Source organism: Arthrobacter sulfonylureivorans (assembly GCF_022637435.1).
In the GTDB taxonomy this organism is placed as follows: domain Bacteria; phylum Actinomycetota; class Actinomycetes; order Actinomycetales; family Micrococcaceae; genus Crystallibacter; species Crystallibacter sulfonylureivorans.
The window spans coordinates 84,471-110,940 of sequence record NZ_CP093326.1; the positions used below are offsets into that span (position 1 = coordinate 84,471).

Annotated in this window: 25 protein-coding genes; 4 read left to right on the forward strand and 21 right to left on the reverse strand. The window is 66.6% G+C overall.

The features are described 5' to 3' along the window. Positions 1 to 24: 24 nt before the first annotated feature. The 3 genes from pstA to pstS all read right to left on the reverse strand — a co-directional run bounded on the left by pstA (position 25) and on the right by pstS (position 3,333). Entirely contained in the window at positions 25 to 1,140 is a 1,116-nt protein-coding gene (gene pstA / locus MNQ99_RS00440) for a phosphate ABC transporter permease PstA (protein ID WP_127513113.1), read from the reverse strand. Further along, positions 1,140 to 2,066: a phosphate ABC transporter permease subunit PstC gene (gene pstC, locus MNQ99_RS00445; protein WP_127513114.1), complete on the reverse strand. Its 927-nt coding sequence runs from the start codon at positions 2,064 to 2,066 to the stop codon at positions 1,140 to 1,142. The genes pstA and pstC overlap by 1 nt, the downstream gene beginning before the upstream one ends. Before the next feature lie 154 nt (positions 2,067 to 2,220). Next, positions 2,221 to 3,333: a phosphate ABC transporter substrate-binding protein PstS gene (gene pstS / locus MNQ99_RS00450; RefSeq protein ID WP_127513115.1), complete on the reverse strand. Its 1,113-nt coding sequence runs from the start codon at positions 3,331 to 3,333 to the stop codon at positions 2,221 to 2,223. Positions 3,334 to 3,607: 274 nt separating this feature from the next. Between pstS and MNQ99_RS00455 the strand changes: the two genes are divergently transcribed. From MNQ99_RS00455 to disA, 3 genes are all read left to right on the forward strand, one after another. Further along, positions 3,608 to 4,735, forward strand: a complete 1,128-nt coding sequence (locus MNQ99_RS00455) for an FUSC family protein (RefSeq protein ID WP_127513116.1) — start codon at positions 3,608 to 3,610, stop codon at positions 4,733 to 4,735. A gap of 29 nt (positions 4,736 to 4,764) precedes the next feature. Then, positions 4,765 to 6,132 carry a DNA repair protein RadA gene (gene radA / locus MNQ99_RS00460; RefSeq protein WP_241914042.1) on the forward strand — a complete coding sequence of 456 codons (1,368 nt, stop codon included), beginning with the start codon at positions 4,765 to 4,767 and terminating at the stop codon, positions 6,130 to 6,132. Positions 6,133 to 6,236: 104 nt separating this feature from the next. After that, the gene (gene disA, locus MNQ99_RS00465) at positions 6,237 to 7,310 is read left to right on the forward strand and encodes a DNA integrity scanning diadenylate cyclase DisA (RefSeq protein ID WP_127513118.1); all 1,074 of its coding nucleotides are present in this window, start codon (positions 6,237 to 6,239) and stop codon (positions 7,308 to 7,310) included. A gap of 20 nt (positions 7,311 to 7,330) precedes the next feature. Here the strand turns inward: disA and MNQ99_RS00470 are convergent, their stop codons facing one another. Next, the gene (locus MNQ99_RS00470; RefSeq protein ID WP_241914043.1) at positions 7,331 to 7,957 is read right to left on the reverse strand and encodes a hypothetical protein; all 627 of its coding nucleotides are present in this window, start codon (positions 7,955 to 7,957) and stop codon (positions 7,331 to 7,333) included. Positions 7,958 to 8,044: 87 nt separating this feature from the next. Between MNQ99_RS00470 and MNQ99_RS00475 the strand changes: the two genes are divergently transcribed. Next, positions 8,045 to 9,013 (forward strand): HhH-GPD family protein, encoded by a 969-nt coding sequence (locus tag MNQ99_RS00475; protein ID WP_241914044.1) that lies wholly within the window; start codon positions 8,045 to 8,047, stop codon positions 9,011 to 9,013. Positions 9,014 to 9,049: 36 nt separating this feature from the next. Here MNQ99_RS00475 and MNQ99_RS00480 read toward each other — a convergent pair whose 3' ends face one another. The 17 genes from MNQ99_RS00480 to hpt all read right to left on the reverse strand — a co-directional run bounded on the left by MNQ99_RS00480 (position 9,050) and on the right by hpt (position 26,455). Further along, positions 9,050 to 9,559 (reverse strand): amino-acid N-acetyltransferase, encoded by a 510-nt coding sequence (locus MNQ99_RS00480; RefSeq protein WP_127513121.1) that lies wholly within the window; start codon positions 9,557 to 9,559, stop codon positions 9,050 to 9,052. Positions 9,560 to 9,568: 9 nt separating this feature from the next. After that, positions 9,569 to 11,689, reverse strand: coding sequence for a S9 family peptidase (locus tag MNQ99_RS00485; RefSeq protein WP_241914045.1), 2,121 nt, complete (start codon positions 11,687 to 11,689; stop codon positions 9,569 to 9,571). A gap of 131 nt (positions 11,690 to 11,820) precedes the next feature. Then, positions 11,821 to 14,319 carry an ATP-dependent Clp protease ATP-binding subunit gene (locus MNQ99_RS00490; protein ID WP_127513123.1) on the reverse strand — a complete coding sequence of 833 codons (2,499 nt, stop codon included), beginning with the start codon at positions 14,317 to 14,319 and terminating at the stop codon, positions 11,821 to 11,823. Between the two features lie 166 nt (positions 14,320 to 14,485). Continuing rightward, positions 14,486 to 14,818, reverse strand: a complete 333-nt coding sequence (locus MNQ99_RS00495; RefSeq protein WP_127513124.1) for a histone-like nucleoid-structuring protein Lsr2 — start codon at positions 14,816 to 14,818, stop codon at positions 14,486 to 14,488. Positions 14,819 to 15,036: 218 nt separating this feature from the next. Beyond that, positions 15,037 to 15,195 (reverse strand): hypothetical protein, encoded by a 159-nt coding sequence (locus tag MNQ99_RS00500; protein ID WP_164745439.1) that lies wholly within the window; start codon positions 15,193 to 15,195, stop codon positions 15,037 to 15,039. 2 nt (positions 15,196 to 15,197) lie between these two features. Continuing rightward, the gene (lysS, locus tag MNQ99_RS00505) at positions 15,198 to 16,715 is read right to left on the reverse strand and encodes a lysine--tRNA ligase (protein WP_241914046.1); all 1,518 of its coding nucleotides are present in this window, start codon (positions 16,713 to 16,715) and stop codon (positions 15,198 to 15,200) included. A 62-nt stretch (positions 16,716 to 16,777) separates the two neighbouring features. After that, positions 16,778 to 17,674, reverse strand: a complete 897-nt coding sequence (gene panC / locus MNQ99_RS00510) for a pantoate--beta-alanine ligase (protein WP_241914047.1) — start codon at positions 17,672 to 17,674, stop codon at positions 16,778 to 16,780. Next, positions 17,671 to 18,588, reverse strand: a complete 918-nt coding sequence (locus MNQ99_RS00515) for a Rossmann-like and DUF2520 domain-containing protein (protein ID WP_127513126.1) — start codon at positions 18,586 to 18,588, stop codon at positions 17,671 to 17,673. Before MNQ99_RS00515 ends, panC begins: the two co-directional genes overlap by 4 nt. Further along, entirely contained in the window at positions 18,572 to 20,227 is a 1,656-nt protein-coding gene (locus MNQ99_RS00520; protein ID WP_422387476.1) for a PH domain-containing protein, read from the reverse strand. Before MNQ99_RS00520 ends, MNQ99_RS00515 begins: the two co-directional genes overlap by 17 nt. Continuing rightward, positions 20,224 to 20,736: a PH domain-containing protein gene (locus MNQ99_RS00525; protein ID WP_241914048.1), complete on the reverse strand. Its 513-nt coding sequence runs from the start codon at positions 20,734 to 20,736 to the stop codon at positions 20,224 to 20,226. Before MNQ99_RS00525 ends, MNQ99_RS00520 begins: the two co-directional genes overlap by 4 nt. After that, entirely contained in the window at positions 20,729 to 21,226 is a 498-nt protein-coding gene (locus tag MNQ99_RS00530) for a DUF3180 domain-containing protein (protein ID WP_127513129.1), read from the reverse strand. Before MNQ99_RS00530 ends, MNQ99_RS00525 begins: the two co-directional genes overlap by 8 nt. A 22-nt stretch (positions 21,227 to 21,248) precedes the next feature. Beyond that, the gene (gene folK, locus MNQ99_RS00535) at positions 21,249 to 21,758 is read right to left on the reverse strand and encodes a 2-amino-4-hydroxy-6-hydroxymethyldihydropteridine diphosphokinase (RefSeq protein WP_127513130.1); all 510 of its coding nucleotides are present in this window, start codon (positions 21,756 to 21,758) and stop codon (positions 21,249 to 21,251) included. Next, positions 21,755 to 22,138 carry a dihydroneopterin aldolase gene (gene folB / locus MNQ99_RS00540; RefSeq protein ID WP_241914049.1) on the reverse strand — a complete coding sequence of 128 codons (384 nt, stop codon included), beginning with the start codon at positions 22,136 to 22,138 and terminating at the stop codon, positions 21,755 to 21,757. Before folB ends, folK begins: the two co-directional genes overlap by 4 nt. A gap of 8 nt (positions 22,139 to 22,146) precedes the next feature. After that, positions 22,147 to 23,052 (reverse strand): dihydropteroate synthase, encoded by a 906-nt coding sequence (gene folP, locus MNQ99_RS00545; protein WP_127513132.1) that lies wholly within the window; start codon positions 23,050 to 23,052, stop codon positions 22,147 to 22,149. A gap of 26 nt (positions 23,053 to 23,078) precedes the next feature. Continuing rightward, complete coding sequence (folE, locus tag MNQ99_RS00550; RefSeq protein ID WP_241914050.1) at positions 23,079 to 23,687, reverse strand: GTP cyclohydrolase I FolE; 609 nt, start codon at positions 23,685 to 23,687, stop codon at positions 23,079 to 23,081. Positions 23,688 to 23,697: 10 nt separating this feature from the next. After that, on the reverse strand, positions 23,698 to 25,737 hold the full coding sequence (gene ftsH, locus MNQ99_RS00555) for an ATP-dependent zinc metalloprotease FtsH (protein ID WP_127513133.1): 2,040 nt from the start codon (positions 25,735 to 25,737) through the stop codon (positions 23,698 to 23,700). Positions 25,738 to 25,903: 166 nt separating this feature from the next. Continuing rightward, positions 25,904 to 26,455: a hypoxanthine phosphoribosyltransferase gene (hpt, locus tag MNQ99_RS00560; RefSeq protein WP_127513134.1), complete on the reverse strand. Its 552-nt coding sequence runs from the start codon at positions 26,453 to 26,455 to the stop codon at positions 25,904 to 25,906. Between the last annotated feature and the right edge of the window lie 15 nt (positions 26,456 to 26,470).

Sequence of the window (26,470 nt, forward strand, 5' to 3'; positions counted from 1 at the left end):
GGGTTCCTTCTCTTTGGTTCTGGCTCAGCGGCCGGTCTTGGGGGCGAAGATGCGGGCGATCAGCCGGGCAAACAGGTTCAGCAGCATCACGAAGATGATCAGGATCAGCGCCGCAGCCCAGGCACGCTGCATGCTGGGTTCCACGTTGGTGGGCGAGGTGGGGTTCATCAGCTGCCGGTAGATATAAGTGGGCAGGGTGGTCATCCAGCCGCCGAACACGTTCCAGTTGATGCTGTTGACGAAGCCCGCGGTGACCAGCAGCGGGGCGGTCTCGCCGATGATGCGGGCGATGGCCAGGGTGACGCCGGAGGCAATGCCGGAGATCGCCGTCGGCACGACCACCTTCAGGACGGTGCGCCACTTGCGCACGCCCAGCGCGTAGGAGGCCTCGCGCAGTTCGTTCGGCACGATCTTGAGCATCTCCTCGGTGGAGCGGACCACCACCGGGATCATCAGCACGGAAAGCGCGACGGCGGCGACGAACCCGGTACGGGTGCTCGGCCCGAAGATCAGGCCGAACAGCGCGGCGGCGAACAGGCCGGCAACGATCGAGGGGATACCGGTCATCACGTCCACGAAGAACGTGATGCCGCGCGAGAGCGCTCCGCCCTTGCTGTATTCGACCAGGTAGACCGCCGTGAGCAGGCCGATCGGAACCGAGATGATGGTGGCCCACATGGTGATCAGCAGGGTGCCGATAATGCCGTGATAGGCGCCGCCGAGCACTTCGGTTCCGTTGGCTACGGTCTCGTTGTCCACCATGCCGGTCATGCCGTTCATGGACGTGAAGACGAGGTTGTAGCTCAGTCCGGCGATGCCGTTCTGCAGCACCGTCCAGATCACCGAGATCAGCGGCACCACGGCAATAATGAACGTCGCGAAGATCAGGTTAGTGGCGAAGCGGTCCTTGGCCTTGCGGGCGCCCTCCACCGAGAGCGTGACCACGTAGCCGGCGATCACGAAGATCACGGCCGAGATGAGCGCCCAGGAGACCAGACTGAAACCGATCAGCGAGGATACCGCCGCGCCGAGGATGAGCGAGCCGGCGGCCACCGCCCAGATAGCCCAGCCGGGCAGTTGATTCTTGGTGAGCGTGTTGCGTTTAGCCGGTGCGGGGGCGTCTGTGAGCAATTTGGACATTAGTTGGCTCCCGAGAATTCCTTGTGCCGGCTAATGATCCAGCGGGCGATCATGTTCACGGCCAGGGTGATGACGAACAGCACCAGGCCGGCGGCGATGAGTTCGGACAGCCGCAGACCGTAAGCTTCCGGGAAGTTCAGGGCGACTTCCGCGGCGATGGTCTGGTTGCCCGACTTGATCAGGCTGGCGATCAGCCCGCCGCCGGACAGGACCATGGCCACCGCCATGGTTTCACCCAGCGCGCGGCCCAGTCCCAGCATCACGGCGCTGATGACGCCCGGACGGGCGAACGGGAAGACGGCCATCTTGATCATTTCCCAGCGGGTAGCTCCCATGGCCAGCGCCGCTTCCTCGTGGAGTTTGGGCGCCTGCAGGAAGATTTCGCGGCTGAGCGAGGTGATAATCGGCAGGATCATGACGGACAGCACGATGCCGGCCGTCAGCATGGTCTTGCCGGTCTGGCTGGCCGGCCCTTCGAAGATCGGGATCCAGCCGGCGTTCTCCGCCAGCCAGGTGTAGGGTCCCACCAAGGCCGGCGCCAAGACCGCGATGCCCCAGGCGCCGTAGACCACCGACGGAATGGCCGCCAGCAGGTCAACCACGTAACCCAGGCCTTGGGCGAGCCGGCGCGGCGCGTAGTGGGAGATGAACAGGGCCACGCCCACGCCCACCGGGGTGGCCAGCACCAAGGCAATGGCTGCGGCGATCAGGGTGCCGATGACGATGGGCCAGATGTAGGCCCAGAAGCCGTTACCGCCGGAGATGGCGGAAGGGTCCGCCCCAAATGTCGGCAGGGCCTGCCACAGCAGGAACGCCGCCACGCAGAACAGCACGAAGAGGATCAGGCAACCTGCGGCAAGCGTCAGGCCGGAAAAGACCTTGTCGCCGGTCCGGCCTCTGCCTGTCTCGGTCAATGTTTGGGACACTTCACAACCCTTCGGGTTCCTTCTGCACTTCGTCTGGCCGTTCCTGCCAGTCTTGCTTGTTCGTTCCGGCCCGGCAATATTGCCGGGCCGGAACACGGCTGCGCCCCGCGCGTCAGATTGCGACGGCGCGGGGCCAACCGGACTTCGATAAGGACTAGGACTTCACCGAGATGGAGTCGATAGCCTTCTGGGCCTGCTCGCGCAGGGTTTCGGAGATCGGAGCGTTGCCGGCCGAGTCCTGGGCGGCCTGCTGTCCTTCTTCGCTGATCACGTAGCTGCCGAAGGCCTTCACCAGGTCAACGGTGTTCTGATCAGCATAGGTGGAGCAGTAGATGTGGTACGAAACCAGCACGATCGGGTAAGCACCCGACTCGGTGGTGTCGCGCTCGAGGTCCAGGGACATGTCCACGTCGCTGCGGCCCTCCACCGGGGTGGCCACTTCGACGGCCTTGGAGGCTGCCTCGGCGCTGAGCTCGACGTATTCTTCGCCGACCTTGACCTTTACGGTGCCCAGGCCGCCCACTGCGGAAGCGTCCGCGTAGGTGATGGCGCCGTCGGTGGCGGTGGTGGTGGAGACCACGCCGGAGGTGCCCTGCGCGTTCTCGGCCTGGATCTTGGCGGGCCAGTCGCCGGAGACCTCGTCGGTCCAGACGTCGCCGGCGGCGGCGGACAGGTACTCCACGAAGTTCTCGGTGGTGCCCGACTCGTCGGAACGGTGCACCACGGTGATGGCGGTGTCGGGCAACTCCACGCCCTCGTTCTGCGAGGCGATGGCCTCGTCGTTCCACTTGGTGATCTCGCCGCGGAAGACCTTCGCGATGGTCTCGGCGTCCATGTTCACCGAGTCGACGCCTTCAAGGTTGAAGGCCACGGCGATCGGGGAGACGTAGCCGGGGATGTTCATCGCACCATCGGGACCGCAGACTTCCTGGGCCTGCTTCCACTCTTCGTCGTCCATGTAGGCGTCCGAGCCGGCGAACTGCACGCCGCCGGCGAGGAAGGCATCGCGGCCGGCGCCGGAGCCGTCGGGCGAGTACTGCACGTTGGCTTCGGGGTTCTTAGCGGTGAAGCCGGCCATCCAGGCCTGCATGGCTGAATCCTGCGAGGAAGCGCCGGCACCGGACAGGGTGCCGGATACGGTCGACGCGGAGTCGGTGCTGCCGGCAGGTGCCTGGTTTCCGGTGGCGTTGTCCGAGCCACATGCGGTCAGTGCCAGCGCTGCAACGGAGAGGACGGCGGCCGCGCGGCCGATGCGAATTGCCTTCACGAGTATGGTCCCTTTCAGGGTGAGAACGGATCACGACGACCGGACGTTTTCCGCCCCCTTGTCGTGCTCCTTTGACGCTATGGGCGCCACGTAAAGAATGTGCACGGTTAAAGTGAACGCAAGGTGAACAAGACGGGACCGTTTGCTAACGAACGGCGCGCATGTCTTGCCTTCGTGAGCAGGCTCATACTATGGACCCCGGATTGGCGGGGTGCGGTCCGGCGAGCGGGCGCGGTCCGGCAGAATCGCCGATCGGCCCGCCTAGACTGGGAGCATGAGCGCAGGCACCCGGTTGGTACAGGCCCGGTCGTTCCTGCGCAGACGGGGACGTGCCGGCTACAGCCGCAGCAAGTCCTCGTTCATGTCCGCCCTGCGGATCACGTTATGCGCCGTCGCCGCGTATGTATTCGCCGAGCAGGTACTTGGCCACGAGGGCCCGCTGTTCGCGGCCACCTCCTCGATCATTGCGCTCGGTTTCGCCAAGGGACCTCGGGTCCGCAAAGTGCTCGAGGTCGCGATCGGCTGCACCCTGGGCATCACCGTCGGCGACCTGCTGCTGCACTTCCTCGGGCCGGGCATCTGGCAGGCGGCCCTGGTGCTGCTGGTCTCCATCCTGCTGGCCAGGTTCCTGGACAGCGGCAGCATCTTCAGCACCCAGATGGCGCTGCAGTCGGTGCTGGTGGTGCTGCTGCCCGCGCCGCTCGGCGGACCCTTCACGCGCAGCCTGGATGCGGTCGTCGGCGGAGCCTTCGCCCTGATTGTGACCATGCTGATTCCCGGCGATCCGCGTTCGGAACCACGCTCGCATCTGCAGAGACTCCTGGACGAACTCTCCGCAGTGCTGCGCGAGTGCTCAGATGCCTTGGCCAAGAGCGACCCCACCAAGGCATGGCACGCGCTGATCCGGGCGCGCGCCAGCCAGCCACTGATCGACGAGGTGCGCGGCAGTTTCTCCTCGGCCCGGGAGGTTGCCCGGATCTCCCTGGCCTACCGCCGCCATCGGGAAGAAGTGGGGGACCTGCAGGATTCTGCCGAGATGGCGGATCTGGCCATGCGCAACAGCCGGGTGTTCTCCCGCCGCCTGACATCCGTGATTAACCACGCGGCCATGACGGACGAAGCGATCGAGGCCTTCTCCGAAGTACTGCAAGAAACGGCCGACGCCGTCGAAATCCTTGCCGAGGGCCTCTCCGACCGTGATCCCGGGGCGCGCGAACGCCGGCTCTCCGGGGCCAGGAACGACTTGGCCGCGATCGCCACCCGACTGCACCCCAAGCATCTGGGCATTGCGACCATGGAAGGAGAGGGCCTGGTCTTGGTTTTCCGGCCGCTGATGGTGGATCTGCTCGAGGCCGCCGGGCTCAGCCACGACGACGCCGCGTCCTACCTGCCCAAACTCTGATTGTCTGTGGCCGCGGCTACGCTGGGTGCATGAGCACCAAGACCCGTTCCAAATCCCCTGCCTACCGCTGCGCCGAGTGCGGCTGGAGCACGGCCAAATGGGTGGGGCGCTGCGGCGAGTGCCAGGCGTGGGGAACGGTGGAAGAGGCCACGCCGGTGGCGGCGCGCACCACAGCCGCCGCCGCGGTCTCCCGGCCGGCCAAACGGATCGCCGACGTTGATGCCACGAACGCTGCCTTCCGCGCCACCGGGGTCGGCGAGCTGGACCGGGTGCTCGGCGGCGGCCTGGTGCCCGGTGCGGTCATCCTGCTGGCCGGAGAGCCCGGCATCGGCAAATCCACGCTGCTGCTCGACGTCGCGGCGCGGGTGGCCCGGCAGGACCGCGACGTGTTGTACGTGACCGGCGAGGAATCCGCGGCCCAGGTCAAGCTGCGGGCCGAGCGGATCTCCGCGATGGCTGACAACCTTTATCTGACCGCCGAGACGGACCTGGGCATCGCGCTGGGCCATGTGGAACAGCTGCAGCCGTCGCTGTTGATCGTGGATTCGGTCCAGACGCTCAGCAGCAGCGCCGTGGAAGGGGCTGCCGGCGGCGTGACGCAGGTGCGCGAGGTCGCGGCGTCGCTGATCAACGCCGCCAAAACCAAGGGCATGACCACCATCCTGGTGGGGCATGTGACCAAGGACGGCTCCATCGCGGGGCCGCGGCTCCTTGAACATCTGGTGGACGTGGTGTGCCAGTTCGACGGCGACCGGCATTCGCGCCTGCGACTGGTGCGTGCGGTCAAGAACCGCTACGGCCCCACCGACGAAGTCGGCTGTTTCGATCTGACGGAGGCCGGCATCGAGGGGCTGACCGACCCGAGCGGGCTGTTCGTCTCCCGGACCAAGGATCCGGTCTCCGGCACCTGCATCACCGTCACGCTTGAGGGCCGCCGGCCGCTGGTGGCGGAAGTGCAGGCGTTGCTGGCCGAGACTTCCAATGCACAGCCGCGGCGCGCCACCAGCGGGTTGGATTCTTCCCGCGTGGCGATGATGATGGCCGTGCTGCAGCGCCGCGCATCCATGTCGCTGCACAAGGACGACAGCTACGTGGCGACGGTGGGCGGGGTCCGGCTGGGCGAACCGGCCACCGATCTGGCCACCGTGCTGGCCATTGCCTCCGCTAAGACCAACCAGCCGCTGCCGGCGCAGTTAATCGCCTTCGGCGAAGTTGGGCTGGCCGGCGAGGTGCGGCCCGTGCCCGGAATCGGGCGGCGCATCCAGGAGGCCGAACGGCTCGGGTTTACGCATGCGATCGTTCCGGCTTCCCCGGATGGAGCGGGCCAGGTTCCGGCCGGATTCACGGTTAAGGAAGTACACACCGTCTCCGAAGCGCTGTCCACGCTGTTCCGCTGAGCGTCCGGGAGAAGGATAGCCGGAATCCGGCACTATCATGGAGCCTGAGGCTGTCCGGACGGCGGCCCCGCTTCCATGCCCGCCTGCCCTAAGGAAACTCACACATGGTCAAGAGCCCCGAGGACGCCCTCAAGGCGACCCTGGCCCGTGTAGCTCCGGGAACCCAGCTGCGCGACGGGTTGGAACGGATCCTCCGTGGGCGCACCGGCGCGCTCATCGTGCTCGGGTACGACCAGCAGGTGGAAGAGATCAGCAGCGGCGGGTTCGACATCGGGATCGAGTTCTCGCCCACCCGGCTGCGCGAACTGGCGAAGATGGACGGCGCCATCGTCTGCGACAAGGACGCAGCGGCCATCGTCAAGGCCGCGGTGCAGCTGGTCCCGGACCCTTCCATTGCCACCCAGGAGTCGGGCACCCGGCACCGCACTGCCGAACGCGTCGCCATCCAGACCGGACTGCCGGTGATTTCGGTCAGCCAGTCCATGCAGATCATTGCACTGTATGTGGAAGGCATCAGGCACGTCCTGGAGGGCTCCGAGCCGGTGCTTGCCCGGGCCAACCAGGCGCTGGCCACATTGGAGCGCTACCGCGCCCGGCTGGACCAGGTCACTGGTTCGCTGTCTGCGCTGGAGATCGAGGCCATGGTCACCGTGCGGGACGTGGCCGTGACCCTGCAGCGGCAGGAAATGGTCCGCCGCATCTCCGACGAGATCTCCCAATACGTTCTCGAGCTCGGCGTGGACGGCCGACTGCTCTCCCTGCAACTTGATGAGCTGACCTCTGGGCTGGGCCCCGACAGCGAAATGATCCTGCGCGACTACGCGGAAATTAAGGGCGGGATCGATGTCGACACCGCCCTGAAGACCCTGCGCGGTTTCACGTCGAACGATCTGATCGATTTGGGCCGGGTGGCCAGCGTGATTGGCATCCAGACCGGCCAGGACTCTCTGGACGCCGTGGTCCAGCCCCGCGGCTACCGGCTGCTGGCGGGAGTCAAGTCGGTACCGCGGGCGGTAGCCGACCGGTTGGTGGATCACTTCGGCGGCCTGCAGTCGTTGATGGCGGCCAACATCGACGATCTGATGGCCGTCGACGGCATCGGAGAGCAGCGCGCACGCGTGATCCGCGAGGGCCTGTCCCGGATTGCCGAAACCAGCCTGCTGGACCGGTTCCTCTAGGCTCCGGTGGGCCGGAGCAGCTAACGCAGTTCGAACACGGTCTTCTTGCTGGACTTCTTGTCCAGCTTGGTGATCAGAACATAGGTGCCCGGCTGCGGGTTGGCCTCCACCGAGGTGCAGCCCGGCGCCGTCCGGTTCCGCTCCCAGGTAAAACGCGCCTTTTCGCTCTTGCCCGGCTCAAGGGTCATCATCAACGGTTCGGCGTCCACCTGGCAGTCCGTGGAGGAGAAAATGCGATCGTCGCCGCTGGTGACCAAAAATTCCATGGCGTCCGTGCCGACGTTGACTTCGCAGGGGCTCTTGCCCACGTTCGCCACTTCCAGAATCAGCGTGGGGTTCTCCCCGCTCCCGTAAGCCGGCGCATCGGTTTCGGCACGCACGACCACATCCGAGTCCTCACAGCCCGTCGTGGCTGCCGGGCTGGCCGCAGGGGAGCTGGGCGCTGCCGCCCCGGCCACCTCGGCCGAGGCTTCTTCCCGTCCCGATCCCACCAGGCCGGCGACCCAGAATCCGGCAGCCACGATGGCGGCCACCACCAGCACGGCCAGCACCAGCGCTACCAGGCGCCGGCGGCGGTAGACCGCAGGGCTGGGCCGCCGGACGGATGAACCCTGTCCGCGCCCGCCGGATGTGCCGCTGCCTGCCATACCTCAAGGTTAGGAGACTGCATCGGCCCGTGTAGTCAGCACCACGCCGGGCAGTACAGTATTGGTTGGTCACATCGTAGGAGTTCCATGCCCCGCCCCGACGCCGCCGCCCCGGCATCTTCCATCGAACCGGCAGAAGCCGGCCTGCTGCACCGGCGTATCCGCGACTGGTTTGCGGCCAGCGCAAGGGATCTGCCTTGGCGCCGCCCCGGGTGCGACCCGTGGGGCATTTTGGTCAGCGAGTTCATGCTGCAGCAGACCCCGGTAGTCCGGGTGCTGCCGGTCTGGGAGCAGTGGATGCAGCGCTGGCCGCGCCCGGCCGACCTCGCCGCAGATTCGGCCGGCGAAGCGGTCAGGGCCTGGGGGCGGCTGGGGTACCCCCGCCGTGCGCTGCGCCTGCATGCCGCGGCTGCTGCCATTGTGGACCGCCACGGCGGCCGGGTGCCGGACGACCACGCCAGCCTGCTGGAACTCCCCGGCGTCGGGACCTACACGGCGGCCGCGGTGGCATCCTTCGCCTTCGGGCTGCCGGAAACCGTGGTGGACACGAATATCCGCCGGGTACATGCCCGCTTGGTCACCGGCGCGGCCCTCCCCGCGCCCACGCTCACTGCCGCCGAGATGCGGCTGGCCCAGAAATTGATGCCGGGCAGCGGCACCAAGGAGTGGAACGCCGGCGCCATGGAACTTGGTGCCCTCATTTGCACGGCGAGGTCGCCGCGGTGCGATGCCTGCCCGGTGATGGACCGCTGCGCTTGGGTGAAAGCCGGGCGTCCGGAACCCCATTACGTACCCAAGGGGCAGGCCTGGGCGGGCACGGACCGGCAAGTGCGAGGCGCCATGATGGCCGTCCTGCGCGAAGCGGAATCGTCCGTGCCGCGCGGGATCCTGCTGGGCAGTATGGAACTGGCGGTGCTGCCGTCTGCCTACCAAGGGCCTCTGGCGGCGCTGCGCGCGCTGCCGGCCGGCGACGAACAGTTGGGCCGGGCCCTCGACGGGCTGCTGACGGACGGGCTGGCCGTCACGGCAGGCGACGGCATCAGTCTTCCCGGCTAACCAGGCGGAGCCGGTCTCAGCGGGAGCGTCGGCCGGTCAGAGCGAGCGGATCATCCGGGTGTTGCCCAGCGTATTGGGTTTGACCCGGGCCAGATCGAGGAACTCGGCCACGCCTTCGTCGGTGGAACGCAGCAGCTCGGAATATACCTCCGGGTCCACCGCCGATTGGTCGGCCATCACCTCGAAGCCATGCCTGGTGAAGAAGTCCACCTCGAAGGTCAGGCAGAACACGCGGTTAACGCCCAGGTCCCTGGCCGCGCCGATGAGTTCGTCCAGCAGTGCGTGGCCCACTCCCCTGCCGCGCCAGTGCGCCGCAGTGGCCAGCGTGCGCACCTCGGCGATGTCCTCCCACATGACGTGCACGGCACCGCAGCCCACGACTTCGCCCTCCGGCGTCTCCGCGACCCGAAACTCCTGGATGCCTTCGAAGTACGCCACCGCTTCCTTCTCCAGCAGCACCCGTTCGTCGGCCAGCGGTTTCACCAGGCGGCGGATCTCCACGACGTCGGAGGTGCGGGCGGGGCGGATCTTGAAGGCGTCGGTCACCCAGCCAGTCTAAAGCCCCAGTTCTGCCGGCAGTTCCGCCTCCTGGTCGAGCACGTGCCGGGCGAGGAAGCTGGAGACTACGGTGTACCAGATTTTGGCATGCTGTGGTGAGAGCACCCAATGGTTCTCGTCGGGGAAGTACAGGAACCGATGCGGCGTCTCCCCGTCCGCTCCCGCCGCCAGCTGCGACCGGGACAGGAGTTCGTACCAGAGCCGCAGCCCCTCGCCGATCGGCACCCGGTAGTCCTTGTCCCCGTGCACCACCAGCATCGGTGTGTTGATGTTCTGCACGTGCAAGTGCGGGGAGTTCTCCAGCGCCATCTCCAGGGTCATCTCCCGCTCCCAGTAAGGGGATACGTCAGTGGTCGGGCCGAACTGGTCCAGTGCCCAGAGGCTGGCGTGGGTGACAATGGCCCGGAACCGGTCGGTATGCCCGGCAATCCAGTTGGCCATGTATCCGCCGAAGGAACCGCCCATCGCGGCCGTCCGGGTTCCGTCGATGTCCTCCCGCTGCACGGCGGCGTCGGTGATGGCCATCAGGTCCGTGTAGGGGGCCTGACCCCACTGCCCCCAGCCCCGGCGGATGAAGTCGTCCCCGTAGCCGGTGGAGAGGGCCGGATCCGGCAGCAACACGGCGTAGCCCTGCGCCACCAACAGCCACGGGCACCAGCGCCAGCTCCAGGCATTCCATGAGCCGAGCGGGCCGCCGTGCACCCACAGCAGCAGTGGCGCAGGGTTCTGCGCTGAAGCACCCTCGGGCAGCGCCAGCCACGCGCGCACCGGGGCCTGCGCGCCGTCGGCGCCCACCGTCGTCGTGATTTCTTCCAGCCGGCCGCCCAGTTCCGGGCGGGGTGCAGGAGCGGGCAGCACCGTGGTGTCCCCGGAGGACAGGTCGATGCGCACCGGCTCGGGCGGAAACAGGTAGGAGCTTCGCAGCGCGTAGGCGAAGCGCCCGTCCGGGCTGACCACGACGTCGGTGTACGCTGCATCGTCGTGCGTCACCTGCCGCACGGAGCCGCTGCCGGCGTCGACGCAGAACAACGGCGCGCGGCCGCCGTCATCGGCTGTCACCAGCAGGCCCGAACCGTCGGGCAGCCAGGCGGCCGGATGAGGCCAGCGGTCCCAGTCCGCGGCCAGCGGGCGCAGCTCGCCGCCGGCCAGCGGGAGCAGTCCCAGGCGGACCGAAGGAACGGTCTCCGGCCCGGAGACGGATTCGCAGACCACCACCACGGTGCGGTTGTCGGGGCTGACCGGGCCGGGCGTGTAGTCGGTGTCCGGGCTTTCCAGCAGGATCCGCCACCCGCCGGTGGCCGTGTCCACGGCGGCCAGCACGCTGCGGGCGTCTCCCCGCGGCAGCGGCCGGCGGACGTTGACCATCAGGGTGCTGCCGTCCGGGCTGAGTTCGGCCGCTGTTTCCATCAGGGCATTTCCGGCCCACTCGGTGAAGTTGCGCAGGCTGCCACTCGGCTCATCATCCACGGTCTGAGTAGCAGCCGCGTCGTCCGCGGATTCCTGCAGGATGAAGTGCCGCTTCTCCCCCGGCCCCAGGTCGTGGTCCCAGAAGCGCACCGGGTACCCCGAATGCAGGATCGCGGAGACCTTCTTGTCCTTGCGGGCGGCCCGCAGCTTCGCGTCGTCCTCTTCGCCGTCGGAACCGCTCAAGACCTGCCCGTCCACCACCACGGTGTCTGCGTCACTGGCACAGCGCACCGCGGCGACGCCGCCGGGACGCGACAGCACCATCCTGCCTTCGCCTCCGGCCGCCGCCAGGCGCCACAGTGCAGGCACCGCCTCTTCAGCCGGATCGTCGGGGTTCGGGCGGGCAGAGGTGAAATAGAGATCGCCGTTGCGGGCAAACGCCGCCCCGGACTCGCCCTTGGAGCTGCGCGTGATCCGGCGGGCCTGGCGCTCACCGGCGGGATCAACTTCCCAGAGGGCGGAGACGTACTCGGTGGCGGCTGAGTTCAGCACGCTGACGCAGGTAACCAGCCGGCTGCCGTCCGGGCTGAGCGCCAGCGACCCCAGCCGCGGCAGCGCGATGTAGCGGTCCAGGTCTCGGAACGGGGTGGCGGGAGCCTGCTGGAGGGGTGCCTCCGCCCGGATATCGGAAGTAAGTGCTTCAGAACTCATGGATTCAGTAAACACTACTTGTGCCGCGGATCACAGATGAATACCCAAATCAGCCCTATCGGCGTGCTTCACCGGGACGGCTAAAACGGAGAACCCCGGCCGAAGCCGGGGTTCTCCGTGCGCAGTGCTGGCTACTGGGACAGTGCCGGGGTGTCCGGAACTTCCTCAATCGCCTTGGGGGCGCTGGTACTGGTGAAGACGAACGTTGCCGTTTCGCCCTCGCCGTCGACGTCCACGTGGATGGTTTCGCCGGGGTGGAACTCACCGAAGAGGATCTTCTCCGAGAGCTGATCCTCGATCTCGCGCTGGATGGTCCGGCGCAGCGGACGGGCACCCATCGTGGGATCGTAGCCGCGGGTGGCCAGCAGCACCTTGGCCGGATCGGTCAGCTCGATCTTGAGGTTCTTCTCGGCCAACCGCTTCCGCAGCCGCTCGACGAACAGATCCACGATCTGGACGATCTCTTCCTCGCTCAACTGCGGGAACACCACCGTGTCGTCAACGCGGTTGAGGAACTCGGGCCGGAAGTGCTGCTTGAGCTCATCCTGGACCCGGGCGCGCATCCGCTCGTACCCGGTCTTGGTGTCCGTGCCCGACTGGAAGCCGGTCATGACGCCCTTGGAGATGTCCCGTGTGCCCAGGTTGGTGGTCATGATGATCACCGTGTTCTTGAAGTCCACGACGCGGCCCTGGCTGTCCGTCAGCCGGCCGTCCTCGAGGATCTGCAGCAGCGAGTTGAACAGGTCCGCGTGGGCCTTCTCCACCTCGTCGAAGAGCACCACGGAGAACGGGCGGCGGCGTACCTTCTCGGTCAGCTGCCCGCCCTCTTCGTAGCCGACGTAGCCCGGAGGGGCACCGAAAAGCCGCGAAACGGTGTGCTTCTCCGAGTATTCGGACATGTCCAGGGTGATCAGCGCGTCTTCCTCACCGAAGAGGAATTCCGCCAGGGCCTTGGCGAGCTCGGTCTTGCCGACGCCGGTGGGGCCGGCGAAGATGAACGAGCCGGAGGGACGGTTGGGGTCCTTCAGGCCGGCCCGGGTGCGGCGGATCGCCTGCGAGATGGCCGTGATCGCCTGGTCCTGGCCGATCACACGCTTGTGCAGCTCTGCCTCCATGTGCATCAGGCGGCTAGACTCTTCCTCGGTCAGCTTGAACACCGGGATGCCGGTGGAGTTGGCCAGCACTTCGGCCACCAAGTCCTCGTCGACCTCGGCAATCTCATCCAGGTCGCCGGACTTCCAGGCGCGTTCCTTCTCCGCCCGTTCGTCCTGCAGCCTGCTCTCCTGGTCCCGCAGCGTGGCGGCACCCTCGAAGTCCTGGGCATCGATGGCCGATTCCTTTTGCTTCTTCAGCTGGGAAATGCGCTCGTCGATGTCCTTGAGCTCCGGCGGTGCAGTCATCCGGCGGATGCGCAACCGGGCGCCGGCCTCGTCGATCAGGTCGATGGCCTTGTCCGGCAGGAAACGGTCGGAAATGTAGCGGTGCGCCAGATGCGCGGCTGCATCCAGGGCGCCGTCGGTGATGGACACCCGGTGGTGCGCCTCGTAGCGGTCGCGCAGGCCCTTGAGGATCAGCACTGTGTGCTCCACGGACGGTTCCTCGACCTGGATCGGCTGGAACCGGCGCTCCAGCGCGGCGTCCTTCTCGATGTGCTTGCGGTACTCGTCCAGCGTGGTGGCACCGATGGTCTGCAGTTCGCCGCGGGCCAGCATTGGCTTCAGGATGGACGCGGCGTCGATCGCACCCTCAGCCGCACCCGCCCCTACCAGCGTGTGGATCTCGTCGATGAACAGGATGATGTCGCCGCGGGTCCGGATTTCCTTCAGGACCTTCTTCAGCCGCTCCTCGAAGTCACCGCGGTAGCGGGAACCGGCCACCAGTGACCCCAGGTCCAGCGTGTAGAGCTGCTTGTCCTTGATGGTCTCGGGCACGTCGCCGCGGACAATGGCCTGGGCCAGTCCCTCGACCACGGCCGTCTTGCCGACGCCAGGCTCGCCGATCAGCACCGGATTGTTCTTGGTGCGGCGGGAGAGGACCTGCATGACGCGTTCCATCTCGTGCTCGCGCCCGATCACCGGGTCGAGCTTGGATTCACGCGCGGCCTGGGTGAGGTTGCGGCCGAACTGGTCCAGCACGACGGATCCGGCAGGAGTACCCTCCTGCTGCTGGCCGGCGGTGACCGGCTCCTTGCCCTGGTAACCGGAGAGCAACTGGATGACCTGCTGGCGCACGCGGTTGAGGTCTGCACCCAGCTTGACCAGCACCTGGGTGGCCACGCCTTCGCCTTCGCGGATCAGGCCCAGCAGGATGTGCTCGGTACCGATGTAGTTGTGGCCAAGCTGGAGGGCTTCGCGCAGCGAGAGCTCCAGGACCTTCTTGGCGCGCGGCGTGAACGGAATGTGACCGCTCGGTGCCTGCTGGCCCTGGCCGATGATTTCCTGGACCTGCTCACGAACGCCATTCAGGGAGACGCCGAGGAACTCCAGTGCTTTGGCGGCAACGCCCTCACCCTCGTGGATCAAACCCAGGAGGATATGTTCGGTGCCGATGTAGTTGTGGTTGAGCATGCGGGCTTCTTCTTGAGCCAGCACGACAACGCGACGGGCACGGTCGGTAAATCTCTCAAACATCTCGCACACTCCTAGCTACTGCGTACTTTGATGCTACGTGGCCGACTGCCTCTTGGGAGGGCCTGTTCGCCCTAGGGGTAATGCCCTGCCGGAAGAGCGCAAACGGGGCGGACAGTTGCCTGTCCGCCCCGCCGATTGATCTGCCCGTTTGGGAACGGGCCGCCCGTTATCCCCCGTGGGCGGCCTTGTAGGCCTCGATGATCTCAGACTGCACACGACCGCGGTCGCTGACGTTGTAGCCGTTGTCCCGTGCCCACGCCCGGATTGCCGAAGCATCCTGGCTGCGGGTACTGCTGGCCGGCTTGCCGGCCCTGGCGCCACGGGAAGGAATCTTCCGACCGGCGGAAATGAACGGCTTAAGAGCGTCGCGAAGGGCCGCGGCATTCGTTGAAGAAAGATCAATCTCGTAGCTGCTGGAATCCATGCTGAAGCGGATCGTTTCATCCGCCGAGCCACCATCCAGATCGTCAACCAGAATGATTTTTACTTCTTGCGCCACGGAAGGCTCCTTTAGTGAGTGAACAATTTGGCCGGGATTACCGAACCAAATTGATTATTGCGCACACTCCATTTGAAGGCAATACGAACTGATTAAGAAAGCTCAAGAGAATCTGGTATGGACCATATCGGTATAAGCCATAATGTCGGCGAAACCACATGCCCTGTAGTGCTTAAAGGAGAAACCCCAGACGATCGATAATCGTCCGGGGTTCGCAGCTATTCGGTGCCGTCTCCAGCCGCGCGCCTATCGGCTTCACGCTCCGCCTCCGCCAAGGCTTCGCGTTCTTTGCGGTCGGCATTGAATATGGCTTTCATCACGAAATAGAACAAGAGTCCGACGCCGAGCGACGGCGCGAGCACCCACAGATATTCCATGCTTAGCCCACCTCCGGCTTCAGCAGCGGAAATAGAATGGTTTCCCTGATTCCGACTTGAGTGAAGAGCATCACCAGCCGGTCAATGCCCAGTCCGATGCCGCCCATCGGCGGAGCGCCGTATTCGAGGGCGCGCAGGAAGTCTTCATCCAACTGCATGGCCTCTTCGTCGCCGGCTGCTGCCAGACGCGACTGCTCGGTCAGGCGTTCGCGCTGGATCACCGGATCAATGAGTTCGGAGAACGCGGTGCCGCGTTCCATTCCGCCGATAATGAGATCCCATGCCTCAATCAGCCCCGGCTTATCCCGGTGGTTTCGCGCCAACGGTTGTGCCGCGGGCGGGTAATCGTAGACGAAGGTCGGCTGCAGCAGGGTGGGTTCGACGATTTCGCCGAACAACTCAACCACGGTTTTCTGGGGGTCCCACTTCGGGTCGATCTTCACGCCGTGCTCGTCGGCAATTTCGCGCAGGATGCCGCCGCCCGTCTCCGGAGTGATTTCCCGGCCCACCGCTTCGGACAATCCAGGATAGACCCCCAGCCAGCGCCATTCTCCATTGAGGTCAATGGTGCCCTGCGGGGTTTCCAGCACGCGGGTGCCCAGGCTGTCGGCCACATTAAGGATCATCTCCCTAATGCGCTCAGCCATCACGAACTGGTCGGCATAGGCCTCGTAGCTTTCCAGCGTGGTGAATTCGGGGCTGTGCGTAGAGTCAACACCCTCATTGCGGAAAATCCGGCCGAGTTCAAAGACCCGGTCAATGCCGCCGACCACCGCACGCTTGAGGTAAAGCTCGGTGGCGATGCGCAGCGTCATGTGCTGGTTGAACGCATTCAGGTGCGTCTCGAAGGGGCGGGCCGTCGCACCTCCGTGGATGAGCTGCAGCATGGGCGTCTCCACTTCCACATAACCATGGGAGTGCAGGGTGTCCCTGATGGAACGGATCACGGCCGCCCGGGTGTACACCATCTGCCGGGCTTCGTCGCGGACCATCAGGTCAACGTAGCGCTGCCGCACGCGGGTCTCTTCGCTGAGGCCGGCATGGAGCACGGGCAGAGGACGCAGCGCCTTGGAGGCCATCTGCCAGGACTCGGCCATCACGGACAGCTCGCCGCGCTTGGAGCTGATGACTTCGCCACGGATGAACACATGGTCACCCAGGTCCACCAGCGCCTTCCAGCCCGCCAGCGCTTCCTCGCCGATGTTCGCCAGGCTCAGCATGGCCTGCAGCCGGGTGCCGTTGCCTTCCTGCAGCGTGGCGAAGCACAGCTTTCCGGTGTTGCGGATGAAGACCACCCGCCCGGACACGCCGACGATGTCGCCGGTGGTCTCGTCGGCCTCGAGATGGCCGTACTTTTCACGCACCTCGGCCAGCGTATGGGTCCGGTCCACACCCACCGGGTAGGCCTCCACACCGCGTTCCAGGAGTTTGGCGCGCTTGGCCATGCGCACGTGCATCTGCTCGGAGGCGTCGGCAGCCTCGGCTGCGGGATGTGGGGTGGGGGTATTTTCGCGGGTCACGGTAGTTAAGGGTACCGGTACCCGGGCCGGGCCAGCCAAACGCCCAAGCTCAGCGCCCCGGGTCAGTACCCCAGCTGCACGTTGTCGATCAGCCGCACCGGGCCGACCTTCGCGGCGACCAGCGCCAAGGCCTCGCCGGTGAACGGTGTTTCCCGGCAGTTGAAGGCCAGCGGCTCCAGGGTCTTCGGGTCCACCACTTCCAGGTAGTCCGGCTGGACCAGCGGCGCGGAGTCGATCATGGCCAGGGCGCCGCCGATGTCCAGGGCTTCATGGCGCTCCGCCTGTCCGCGCAGGTACGCCAGGCTGCGGGACAGCACCAGCGCCGCCTCCCGCTCCGCTTCGGAGAGGAACCGGTTGCGGCTGGAGAGCGCCAGCCCGTCGTCGTCGCGCACAATGGGCACCCCCACGACCTCCACGGGGAAGTTCAGGTCTGCCACCATCCGCTTGACCAGCACCAATTGCTGGGCGTCCTTCTGTCCGAAAAACGTCCGATAGTCCGCGTCGCCGGCCGGCAGCCCAAGATGCAGCAGTTTGGCCACCACCGTGAGCGCTCCGTCGAAGTGGCCGGGCCGGGAGGCCCCCTCGAACTTCGCGCCGAGTTCCCCGGCGGTAATCCTGACCATCGGCCCGCCGTCCGGGTAGACCTCTTCCACGCCCGGCGCAAACACCACGTCCGCGCCGCACTCCGCCAGCAGGTCCAGATCGGCCTCGAGCGTGCGCGGGTAACGGTTCAGGTCCTCCTCTTCACCGAACTGCAGCGGATTCACAAAGATGGAAACCACGACGACGTCGCTCGCCTGCCGCGCGGCGCGCACCAAGGCGGCATGACCGGCGTGCAGCGCCCCCATGGTCAGCACCAGTCCCAGCGCTGGCCGGCCGCTTGCCCCGGCCTCCGCCAGGAGGCTGCTGGTGGCATCCTTCAGCTCGGCTTGAGTGCTCACAAGGCGCGGACGGGTCACTGCTTCTCCTCAGGGTTGGATTGGGCCAGGATGTCAAGGATCTCCGTGGCCTGCGCTTCTTTCAGCATGCCCCGTTCCAAGGCGCGCTGGGCCGTGGCACGGGCCAGTTCTTCGTAGGCCAGCCGGATGTCGGTGCTGCCCGAATCCACTTCGCGGCGCAGCAGCGCCTCGTGGTGGCTGCGGACCGTGCCGGCATCGCCGCGCGCCACCGGCCCGGTCAGCGCCGATTCGCCGGAGGCCAGCGCGTTCTCCAGGGAGGCCCGCATCAGTGCGCTGAGCACCCGGTCCGGCTGCTCCACGCCGGCTTCGGCCAGCAGTTGGGCGGACTGCGCCGCAATGGTCACCAGATGGTTCGAGGCATGCGCCAAGGCCGCATGGTAGAGCGTGCGGTCCTGCTCGGCGATGACTACCGGTTCGCCGCCCATCTCCACCACCAGCGCCTGCGCGATCGGCAGGACCGTGGCCTCGGCGGTTACCCCGAAACTGCAGTCGGTCAACCGGGCCAGGTCAAGGCTCATGCCGGTAAAGGTCATGGCGGGGTGGATGGCCAGCGGGATGGCTCCCTTCGCCCGTGCCGGCGCGAGCACGCCGGTGCCGAAGCGTCCGGAGGTGTGCACCACCAGTTGGCCCGGTTGCCAGACCCCGGCCGCGGCCAAGCCCTCCACCAGGTCCGGAAGCGCATCATCAGGTACCGCCAGCAGGACCAGTTCGGCCCGTTCAACGACCTCCGGGATCTGCAGTATCGGCACGCCGGGCAGCAGGTTCTCCGCCCGTTCCTTGCTGTCCTCTGAGACTGCGGAAACGCCGACGACGGCATGCCCTACCCCGCGCAGCGCGGCGCCGAGGACCGCTCCCACCTTGCCGGCACCGATCACGCCAATGCCCAGCCGGCCCGGCCTAGTGCTGCCCGCCATGGCGGCTCTCCTGCTCCGTTGGGGGTCCGTTCTGCTGCGGACCGTACTGGCCGTCCGGGCGCCCGGCGGCTGCCTCGGGTTCGGGTCCGCTACTGGGTTCGGGCGTGGATTCGGGTCTGGCTTCGAGCCAGCGCTCGGGAAGACTGCGGCGCCTGGCCGCGGCCGCCCGGGCCGCCTGCTCGTCGAAGAGCCGGCGGGCCGTGTCTGCGTCGATCTGGTAGACCACCGGTGTGACCGGACCGGTGGTGGTGTGCAGCCGCAGGTCGGCCACGCGCAGGCGCCGGCCCAACGGGCCTTGGTGCAGCGCGATGGATTGGGTCCGCTCGTGCGGAACCACGGCGAGGCTGCGCCACAGCCGACCGCTGCGGGCCAGCAACGCGGTGCCCGTGACGGCAAAGCCGTTGCGGCGCCAGGTCAGCCAGGAGAGCCAGCGAACGCGCCGCGGCGAGGTGACAAAACCGCCGTCGGAGGCACCGCCGTCGTTCTGGTCCGTGGCGGCAATCCCGTCCAGCCCCGCGGTGAAGACGGCGAACGGATCATCGGTGCCCGGATCCGGGAGCACCAGGGCCAGCATCTGCATGACTTCCTGCCGCGTACCGACCGGCAACAGCGTGGTGCGGGCGCCGGAGTTCTCCGTGCTGACACCGTAGCCGGCCACGTTCACGCGCATCCGGTACCAGCCCTTGAAGCGCCACAGCGGCGACTGCATGATTTCCACTGCCTGCACCCGGCCCGGCGGAACGGTTTGCGCCCGGGTCTCCAGCAGCCCGTAGCGCAGCCGGATGCCGTCCGGGGATACCGCGGCGCGGAAGTTGTAGCCGGTGCTGAAGGTGGACCAGTAGCCGGCGGCCACACCGAAGGCCGCGGGCACCAGCAGGGCCGGCCCGAACGCCGCATCGAACACAAAGGTGGACACGCCCGCCGCAATCAGCATGATGGCGAGGAACACCGTGGTGCCGGAGAGCAGCGCCGCGCCGACGATGCGGCTGCCCGGCACGGCCAGGATCTGCTGTTCGGGGGCCTCGGGAACCGGTTCCTGGGCATGGCCCGGTTCACTGGTCAGCCCCGCGGCCCGGGCCAGGATGGTGGCGCGAAGTTCCTGCGCCGAGGCCAGCGGCAGGTACGCCAGCCGCACGGCGGATTCGCCGGCGTCGGCCACCTCGAACTTGAGTTCGGCCAGGCCGAAGATCCGCGCCAGCAGGGGCTGGATGACGTCGATCGCCTGCACCCGGTCAAGCCGGGCCTGGCGGTGCTGGCGGAACAGGACTCCGGAGTTCACGCGGACATGGTCGTCCGTCACTTGGTAACGGGTATACCACCAGGACAGGAAGAACCCCGCCACCAGCAGCAGGACGACGACCGCCACGATCAGCACGGTCCAGAGCGCGCGGCCGCCGCTCAGCCCCCAGAACTCGTCGCCGCGGAACACGGCCTCGAACCAGTCGCGGCCAAAGAAGTATGCAATGGCGGCCAGCGCGATCCAGCCACGGACCAGCGGCGAAACGGGATGCACCCGGTGCCAGGTGCCGGTGGTGTCGGGAATAAGCGGCACCCCCTGGGAGGCCGGCATCACCTCGCCGGACGTATCCGGCCCCTGCCCGTGCAGCGGGTCCTGCCCGGTGCTGCCGGGAATGGTCATAGCCCGGCCAGCCTTGCCTGCCCGCGGTCGGAGAGCTGTTCGCGCAGCCGTGCGCCTTCCGCCGCCGGGACTCCCGGAATGCTGGCATTGGTCTGCGGGCTGGCGGTGTGCAGCTTCACGGAGCACAGGCCGAAGGCGCGCTGGAGCGGGCCCACACCGACATCCACGTACTGCATCCTGCCGTAGGGCACCACCATCACGCGCTGGAAAAACAGGCCGCGCCGGATCAGCAGGTCTTCGTCCCGCTCGGCATAACCGATTGCCCTGACTTGGCGCGGGATCAACAGTCCGGACCAGACGCATATCACCAGGGTGCCCAGGCTCAGCAGCCAGGCGAGCCAAGCCGGGAACCCGGGCCAGACGCCGGCCAGCATCAGGACCAGCGGAGCGGACAGGACGGCGAGGGCAATCACTGAGGAGATCAACCAGCCGATCAGTTCCACCGTGATGCTTTTGGGCGAGACCCTGATCCAGCTAATGCCGGCCGGATCGATCGCTTCGCTAGGCATACTCCCCCTCGCCTTGGGCCTCGGTTCCGTTGTCCTTGGCCGCTTCGGTGTCTTCGGGCGGGAGCTTGCAGAAACGCTCCACCACCAGCCCTATCACCACCATGATCAGGCCACCGCCCATCATAGCCAGCACGGCGGGCAGCGCGCCGAGGCCGGGCCGGTAGAGCAGCAGAATGAGCTGGTCCAGCAGGATGCCGGCGTGCCAGCCAAAGATCAGCGAACCGGCGTAGGCGCAGGCCTGGGCCAACACCAGCGTGCGGGCCGCCAGCACCGGATTCAGTTCCTTGTCCCGTTTGCCGTTGCGCCAGCGGCGCACCTTCAGGCCCAGCACCAGCGTGAACACGGCGATGGCTGCCATCGTGACCAGCGAGGAGAGATGCAGGAACGGTACCGGCAGCCCGTTGCGCTCGGTGACCTGGTTGCCCAGCCATCCCAGCACCGCAGTGACGACGGCGATGGTCACCAGGGCGCGGTACCTGATGGTCCTCATGAAGCCCCCACCCCGCCGGACACTACTGCCCGGCTTCGAACGGTTCGGCTTCGTAGGGCTCTACGCCGTCAAGATCCCCGGCAGCCTTGGCTAGTTCGCCCACCGGGACGCCGTTGAGCGTGGCGTTCGAGTCCATCCACGCCCAAGGCGCCAGGACGAAGGCGCGTTCGTGCGCCCGCGGATGCGGGATGATCAGGTCATCATCGTCCAGGGTCAGGTCACCGTAAGTGATGATGTCCACGTCCAGAGTCCGCGGGCCCCAGCGCACTTCGCGTGTCCGGTGGTGCTTGTTCTCCACCGCCTGGCAATGGGCCAGCAGTTGGTGCGGATCCAGGTCGGTCTCCACTTCCAGCACCATGTTCAGGTAATCCGGCTGGTCCTCGGGACCGCCCACCGGCTTGGTCTGCACCACCGCTGAGACTTCGCGGAGCCGCACATGGGGTGTGTCCACGAGGTCGGCCACGGCGTGCGAGAGCGTGTCGCTGCGTTCGCCGAGGTTGCTGCCCAGCGCCAGCACGGCGCGCACGCTCATGGCTTCTCCCGGTAGATGCTGACCGTGACGTCGGAAAACTCCACCTGGATGGGTGCATGTGGTTTGTGCACGGTGACCTCGACGGCCGCCACGGAGAACGTGCGCAGCGCGTGGTCGGCAATCCGTTCGGCCAGGGTTTCGATCAGCTGCAGCGCCTCGCCGGTGATGATCGCTTCCACCTGGTCCGCCAGCTCGGCGTAGTTGGCGGTCTTCGTCAAGTCGTCGCCAGCCGCCGCGGGCCGGATGTCCGTGTGCAACGCAACGTCCACAATGAACCGCTGACCGTCACGGCGCTCTTGTTCCAGCACGCCGTGGTAGCCCACGGCGGAAATCCCGGTGAGCTTGATGATGTCCGGCCGCGCCGGTACTCCTGCCGCCATGTCCCGCCCTACTTGGCCCAGGCGGCGGCGACCTTGACAGCGTCAAGGGAGGCACCGGCGTCGTGCACGCGCACACCCCACGCGCCGTTGGCCGCAGCCAGTGCGGAGACCGCCAGCGTGGCCTGGTCGCGTTCCTTGGGTGCGGCGGCCTTGCCCGCGGTGGTCAGTAAGGACCCGAGGAACCGCTTGCGGGACGCACCGACCAGCAGTTTGTGTCCCAGCTGGGCGAACTGCCCGGTGGCGCGCAGCAGTTCCCAGTTGTGCTCGGCGTTCTTGGAGAAGCCCAGACCCGGATCCAGAATGATCTGCTCCGGCGCTACGCCGGCGGCGACGAACTTGTCGCGCAGTTCCGTCAGTTCCGCCAGCACCTCGGCCACCACGTCCTGGTACTCCGCCTTCGGATCCGCGTGGCGGGCATCGCCGCGCCGGTGCATCAGGATGTAGGGGACCTTGCGCTCCGCTACCAGCGCCGGCATCTCGGGGTCGAACGTCATGCCGGACACATCGTTGATGATGGCTGCGCCGGCATCCAGTGCCTTCGCGGCGGTGTCCACGTGCATGGTGTCCACGCTGATCAGGGCGCCGGCCTTGGCCAGTGCCTCGATGACCGGAAGAATCCGCTTCTGCTCTTCTTCCGGAGTGATCGAATCGGCGTTCGGGCGGGTGGATTCCCCGCCCACGTCGATGATGTCCGCACCGCCGTAGAGCAGTTTCAGCCCGTACGCGATTGCCGCTTCCCGGTTGGCGTGTTCACCGCCGTCGCTAAACGAATCCGGCGTGACGTTCAAAATGCCCATCACGATGGCCCGGTCGGTGGGCAGGTCAGCGAACTTCCTCGGTACGCGTGCCTTGCGCAGCACGGGCAGGGGCGAGGTGGCGGGCCCGGTTCCGGGGACTGCGGCGAGTGAATCCATCTAGTTCTACCGTCTCTATCTCTTCGCTATCGTCCAATGATCAGGCTCATGGCCTCGGCCCGGGTGGCCTGTTCGCGCAGCTGGCCGCGGACCGCCGAAGTAACCGTCTTGGCCCCCGGCTTGCGCACCCCGCGCATGGACATGCACATGTGCTCGCATTCGATGACGACGATCGCACCCTTGGGTTCCAAGTACTTGACCAGCGCCTCCACGATCTGCGTGGTGAGGCGTTCCTGCACCTGCGGGCGGCGCGCGTAAATCTCCACCAGGCGGGCCAGCTTACTCAGCCCGGTCACTTTACCTTCATGCGACGGGATGTAGCCAATGTGAGCGGTGCCGTGGAACGGCACCAGATGGTGCTCGCAGGTCGAATAGAACGGGATGTCCTTGACCAGCACCATTTCCTCGTGGTTGATATCGAACGTGGTGCCGAGGATGTCCGCGGGATCCTGGTGCAATCCGGCAAAGACCTCCGCATACGAACGGGCAACCCGCTGCGGGGTGTCCTGCAGGCCCTCGCGGTCCGGATCTTCGCCGACGGCGATCAGGATCTCGCGCACCGCCTTTTCGATCCTGGGCAGGTCGATCTGCGGGTCGAAATCCAGTTCGGCAACGACGTCATCGTATTCGGTCACGTATGCGATCCTAGCCGCTGGTGCCCAAAACGCCGCCGCGGCCGTCGTCCTCCGGCAGCTCTCCGCCGGCCGGATTCGGGTCCACAATCACCGCCGCGTGGCTTTCTTCTTCCCGCTGGCCGATGGCGGCGGCTTCGCGCTCGCGCCGCGAGATGACCGGCGGGATGTCGTGGACCGGCCGGGTCTCCTTGGACAGCCACACGTCGCGGAGGTCGCGGCGGCGCAGGTCATGGAAGATCTCGGCGATCTCGCGCTGGTTCAGCGTCTCGCGCTCCAGCAGGGCCAGGGCCAGCCGGTCCAGCACGTCGCGGTTCTCGGTCAGGATCGCGTAGGCCTCGTCGTGGGCGTCGTCGATCAGCCGGCGAACTTCCTCGTCCACCACGAACGCCACGTGGTCGGAGTAATTGCGTTCATGCGACATGTCGCGTCCCAGGAACGGCTCGCCGCCGCCCTGGCCCAGCTTCACGGCACCGACGCGTTCGCTCATGCCGTACTGGGTGACCATCTGGCGGGCGGTGCCGGTGGCTTTCTCAATGTCGTTCGAAGCGCCGGTGGACGGATCGTGGAAGACAATCTCCTCGGCCACACGGCCGCCCATGGCATAGGCCAACTGGTCCAGCAGTTCGTTGCGGGTCACGGAGTACTTGTCTTCCTCCGGCACCACCATGGTGTAGCCCAGGGCGCGGCCGCGGGGCAGGATGGTGACCTTGGTGACCGGCGCGGAGTAGCGCAGCGCGGCCGCGACCAGCGCGTGGCCGCCTTCGTGGTACGCGGTGATCTTGCGCTCGTGCTCCTTCATCACGCGCGAGCGCTTCTGCGGGCCGGCCATCACACGGTCGATGGCCTCGTCCAGTGCCCGGTCGTCGATCAGCTGGGCGTTGGAGCGTGCGGTCAACAGCGCGGCCTCGTTGAGCACGTTGGCCAGGTCGGCGCCGGTGAATCCGGGCGCCCGCTTGGCCAGCGACCGCAGGTCCACGCCGGGGGCCATGGGCTTGCCGGCCGCATGCACCTGAAGGATCTGGTGGCGGCCTTCCAGGTCCGGGGCCTCCACGGAGATCTGCCGGTCAAAGCGGCCCGGGCGAAGCAGCGCCGGGTCCAGCACGTCCGGGCGGTTGGTGGCGGCGATCAGGATGACGTTGGTCTTGACGTCGAAGCCGTCCATCTCCACCAGCAACTGGTTCAGCGTCTGCTCGCGTTCGTCGTTGCCGCCGCCCACGCCGGCGCCGCGGTGCCGGCCCACGGCGTCGATCTCGTCCACGAAGATGATGGCCGGCGCGTTGGCCTTGGCCTGCTCGAACAAGTCACGGACACGGGAGGCACCGACGCCCACGAACATCTCCACAAAGTCCGAACCGGAGATGGAGAAGAAGGGTGCCCCGGCCTCGCCGGCCACGGCGCGGGCCAGCAGGGTCTTGCCGGTGCCGGGCGGACCGTAGAGCAGCACGCCCTTGGGGATCTTGGCGCCCACGGCCTGGAACTTGGCCGGTTCGGAGAGGAACTCCTTGATTTCGTGCAGTTCCTCCACGGCCTCGTCGGCGCCGGCGACGTCGGCAAAGGTCACCTGCGGCATGTCCTTGGAGATCAGCTTGGCCTTGGACTTGCCGAACTGCATGACCTTGGAGCCGCCGCCCTGCATGCGCGAGAGCAGGAACCAGAAGATCAGGCCGATGATCAGGATGGGCAGGATCAGGCTGATGAAGCTCATGAACCAGTTGTTCTCCACCGGCTGGTCGGTGAAGTTGTCCACCCCAGAGCCGTTGATCGCATCCACGATGTCCGGTCCGCGGTCGCGGCTGTAGAAGAAGGTGACCGATTTGCCCTTGTTGGCGCCGTCGATGACCAGATCGTCGCGCAGCGTCAGGTCGACGCTCTGCGCGCCGTCGTTGATCCGGGCTTGTTCCGCCTTTTTGTCCTGCAGCAGCGAGAGTCCCACGCTGGTGTCGACCCGCGACGACTGCGGGCCGGCCAAGTTTGGCACGGCGATCAGGAGGATGACCAAGACCAGGACAATCCAGATGATTGGTCCCTTGAAAAGGTTCTTCAATTTCATGCGACTTGGGGGCTTGCGCCCGTCCCTCCTGCTTGTCCGCGCGTGATGGCAGCCCGGTGGGCTACTACAGCTATACACCGTCCGTCTTCATTCACGCTCGGCGGAGCCGATTAGTTCCCTCTCGGCGTAGCGTGGCCTGTAGAAGACCAGAAGACGGTGCTGCGGTTTATTCGTAAATGTGCGGCGCCAGCGTGCCGATGAAGTCCAGGTTGCGGTAGCGCTCGGCGTAGTCCAGCCCGTAGCCCACGACGAACTCGTTCGGGATCTCGTAGCCGACGTACTTGACGTCGATCTCCACCTTGGCGGCATCGGGTTTGCGCAGCAGCGTGCAGATTTCCACGCTGGCCGGACCGCGGGAAATCAGGTTGGTCTTCAGCCAGGACAAGGTCAGGCCGGAGTCGATAATGTCCTCCACGATGAGCACATGCTTGCCCATCAGGTCCGTCTCCAGGTCCTTCAGGATCCGCACCACGCCTGAGGATTGGGTGCCGGACCCGTAGGAGGAGACGGCCATCCAGTCCATTTTGACGTGGCTGTGCAGGGCCCGCGCCAAGTCTGCCATGACCATCACCGCGCCCTTGAGGACTCCCACGATCAGCAGATCGCGCCCTTCGTAATCCTTGTCGATCTGGGCAGCCAGCTCGGCAACGCGCTGCTGGATCTGCTCCTTGGTGTAGAGGACGTGCTTAAGGTCTTCCTGGACGTCGTTGGAATCCACCACTTGCTCCCGGGT

Excerpts from the sequence above, each read along its gene's own strand:
- MNQ99_RS00455 (WP_127513116.1), top strand. The coding sequence starts at position 3,608 with ATGAGCGCAGGCACCCGGTTGGTACAGGCCCGGTCGTTCCTGCGCAGA.
- ftsH (WP_127513133.1), bottom strand. The coding sequence starts at position 25,737 with ATGAAATTGAAGAACCTTTTCAAGGGACCAATCATCTGGATTGTCCTG.
- folP (WP_127513132.1), bottom strand. The coding sequence starts at position 23,052 with ATGGATTCACTCGCCGCAGTCCCCGGAACCGGGCCCGCCACCTCGCCC.
- MNQ99_RS00515 (WP_127513126.1), bottom strand. The coding sequence starts at position 18,588 with ATGGCGGGCAGCACTAGGCCGGGCCGGCTGGGCATTGGCGTGATCGGT.
- MNQ99_RS00525 (WP_241914048.1), bottom strand. The coding sequence starts at position 20,736 with ATGCCTAGCGAAGCGATCGATCCGGCCGGCATTAGCTGGATCAGGGTC.
- folK (WP_127513130.1), bottom strand. The coding sequence starts at position 21,758 with ATGAGCGTGCGCGCCGTGCTGGCGCTGGGCAGCAACCTCGGCGAACGC.
- MNQ99_RS00490 (WP_127513123.1), bottom strand. The coding sequence starts at position 14,319 with ATGTTTGAGAGATTTACCGACCGTGCCCGTCGCGTTGTCGTGCTGGCT.
- pstA (WP_127513113.1), bottom strand. The coding sequence starts at position 1,140 with ATGTCCAAATTGCTCACAGACGCCCCCGCACCGGCTAAACGCAACACG.
- disA (WP_127513118.1), top strand. The coding sequence starts at position 6,237 with ATGGTCAAGAGCCCCGAGGACGCCCTCAAGGCGACCCTGGCCCGTGTA.
- MNQ99_RS00500 (WP_164745439.1), bottom strand. The coding sequence starts at position 15,195 with ATGGAATATCTGTGGGTGCTCGCGCCGTCGCTCGGCGTCGGACTCTTG.
- radA (WP_241914042.1), top strand. The coding sequence starts at position 4,765 with ATGAGCACCAAGACCCGTTCCAAATCCCCTGCCTACCGCTGCGCCGAG.
- MNQ99_RS00475 (WP_241914044.1), top strand. The coding sequence starts at position 8,045 with ATGCCCCGCCCCGACGCCGCCGCCCCGGCATCTTCCATCGAACCGGCA.
- MNQ99_RS00530 (WP_127513129.1), bottom strand. The coding sequence starts at position 21,226 with ATGAGGACCATCAGGTACCGCGCCCTGGTGACCATCGCCGTCGTCACT.
- folB (WP_241914049.1), bottom strand. The coding sequence starts at position 22,138 with ATGGCGGCAGGAGTACCGGCGCGGCCGGACATCATCAAGCTCACCGGG.
- MNQ99_RS00470 (WP_241914043.1), bottom strand. The coding sequence starts at position 7,957 with ATGGCAGGCAGCGGCACATCCGGCGGGCGCGGACAGGGTTCATCCGTC.
- MNQ99_RS00520 (WP_422387476.1), bottom strand. The coding sequence starts at position 20,227 with ATGACCATTCCCGGCAGCACCGGGCAGGACCCGCTGCACGGGCAGGGG.
- MNQ99_RS00485 (WP_241914045.1), bottom strand. The coding sequence starts at position 11,689 with ATGAGTTCTGAAGCACTTACTTCCGATATCCGGGCGGAGGCACCCCTC.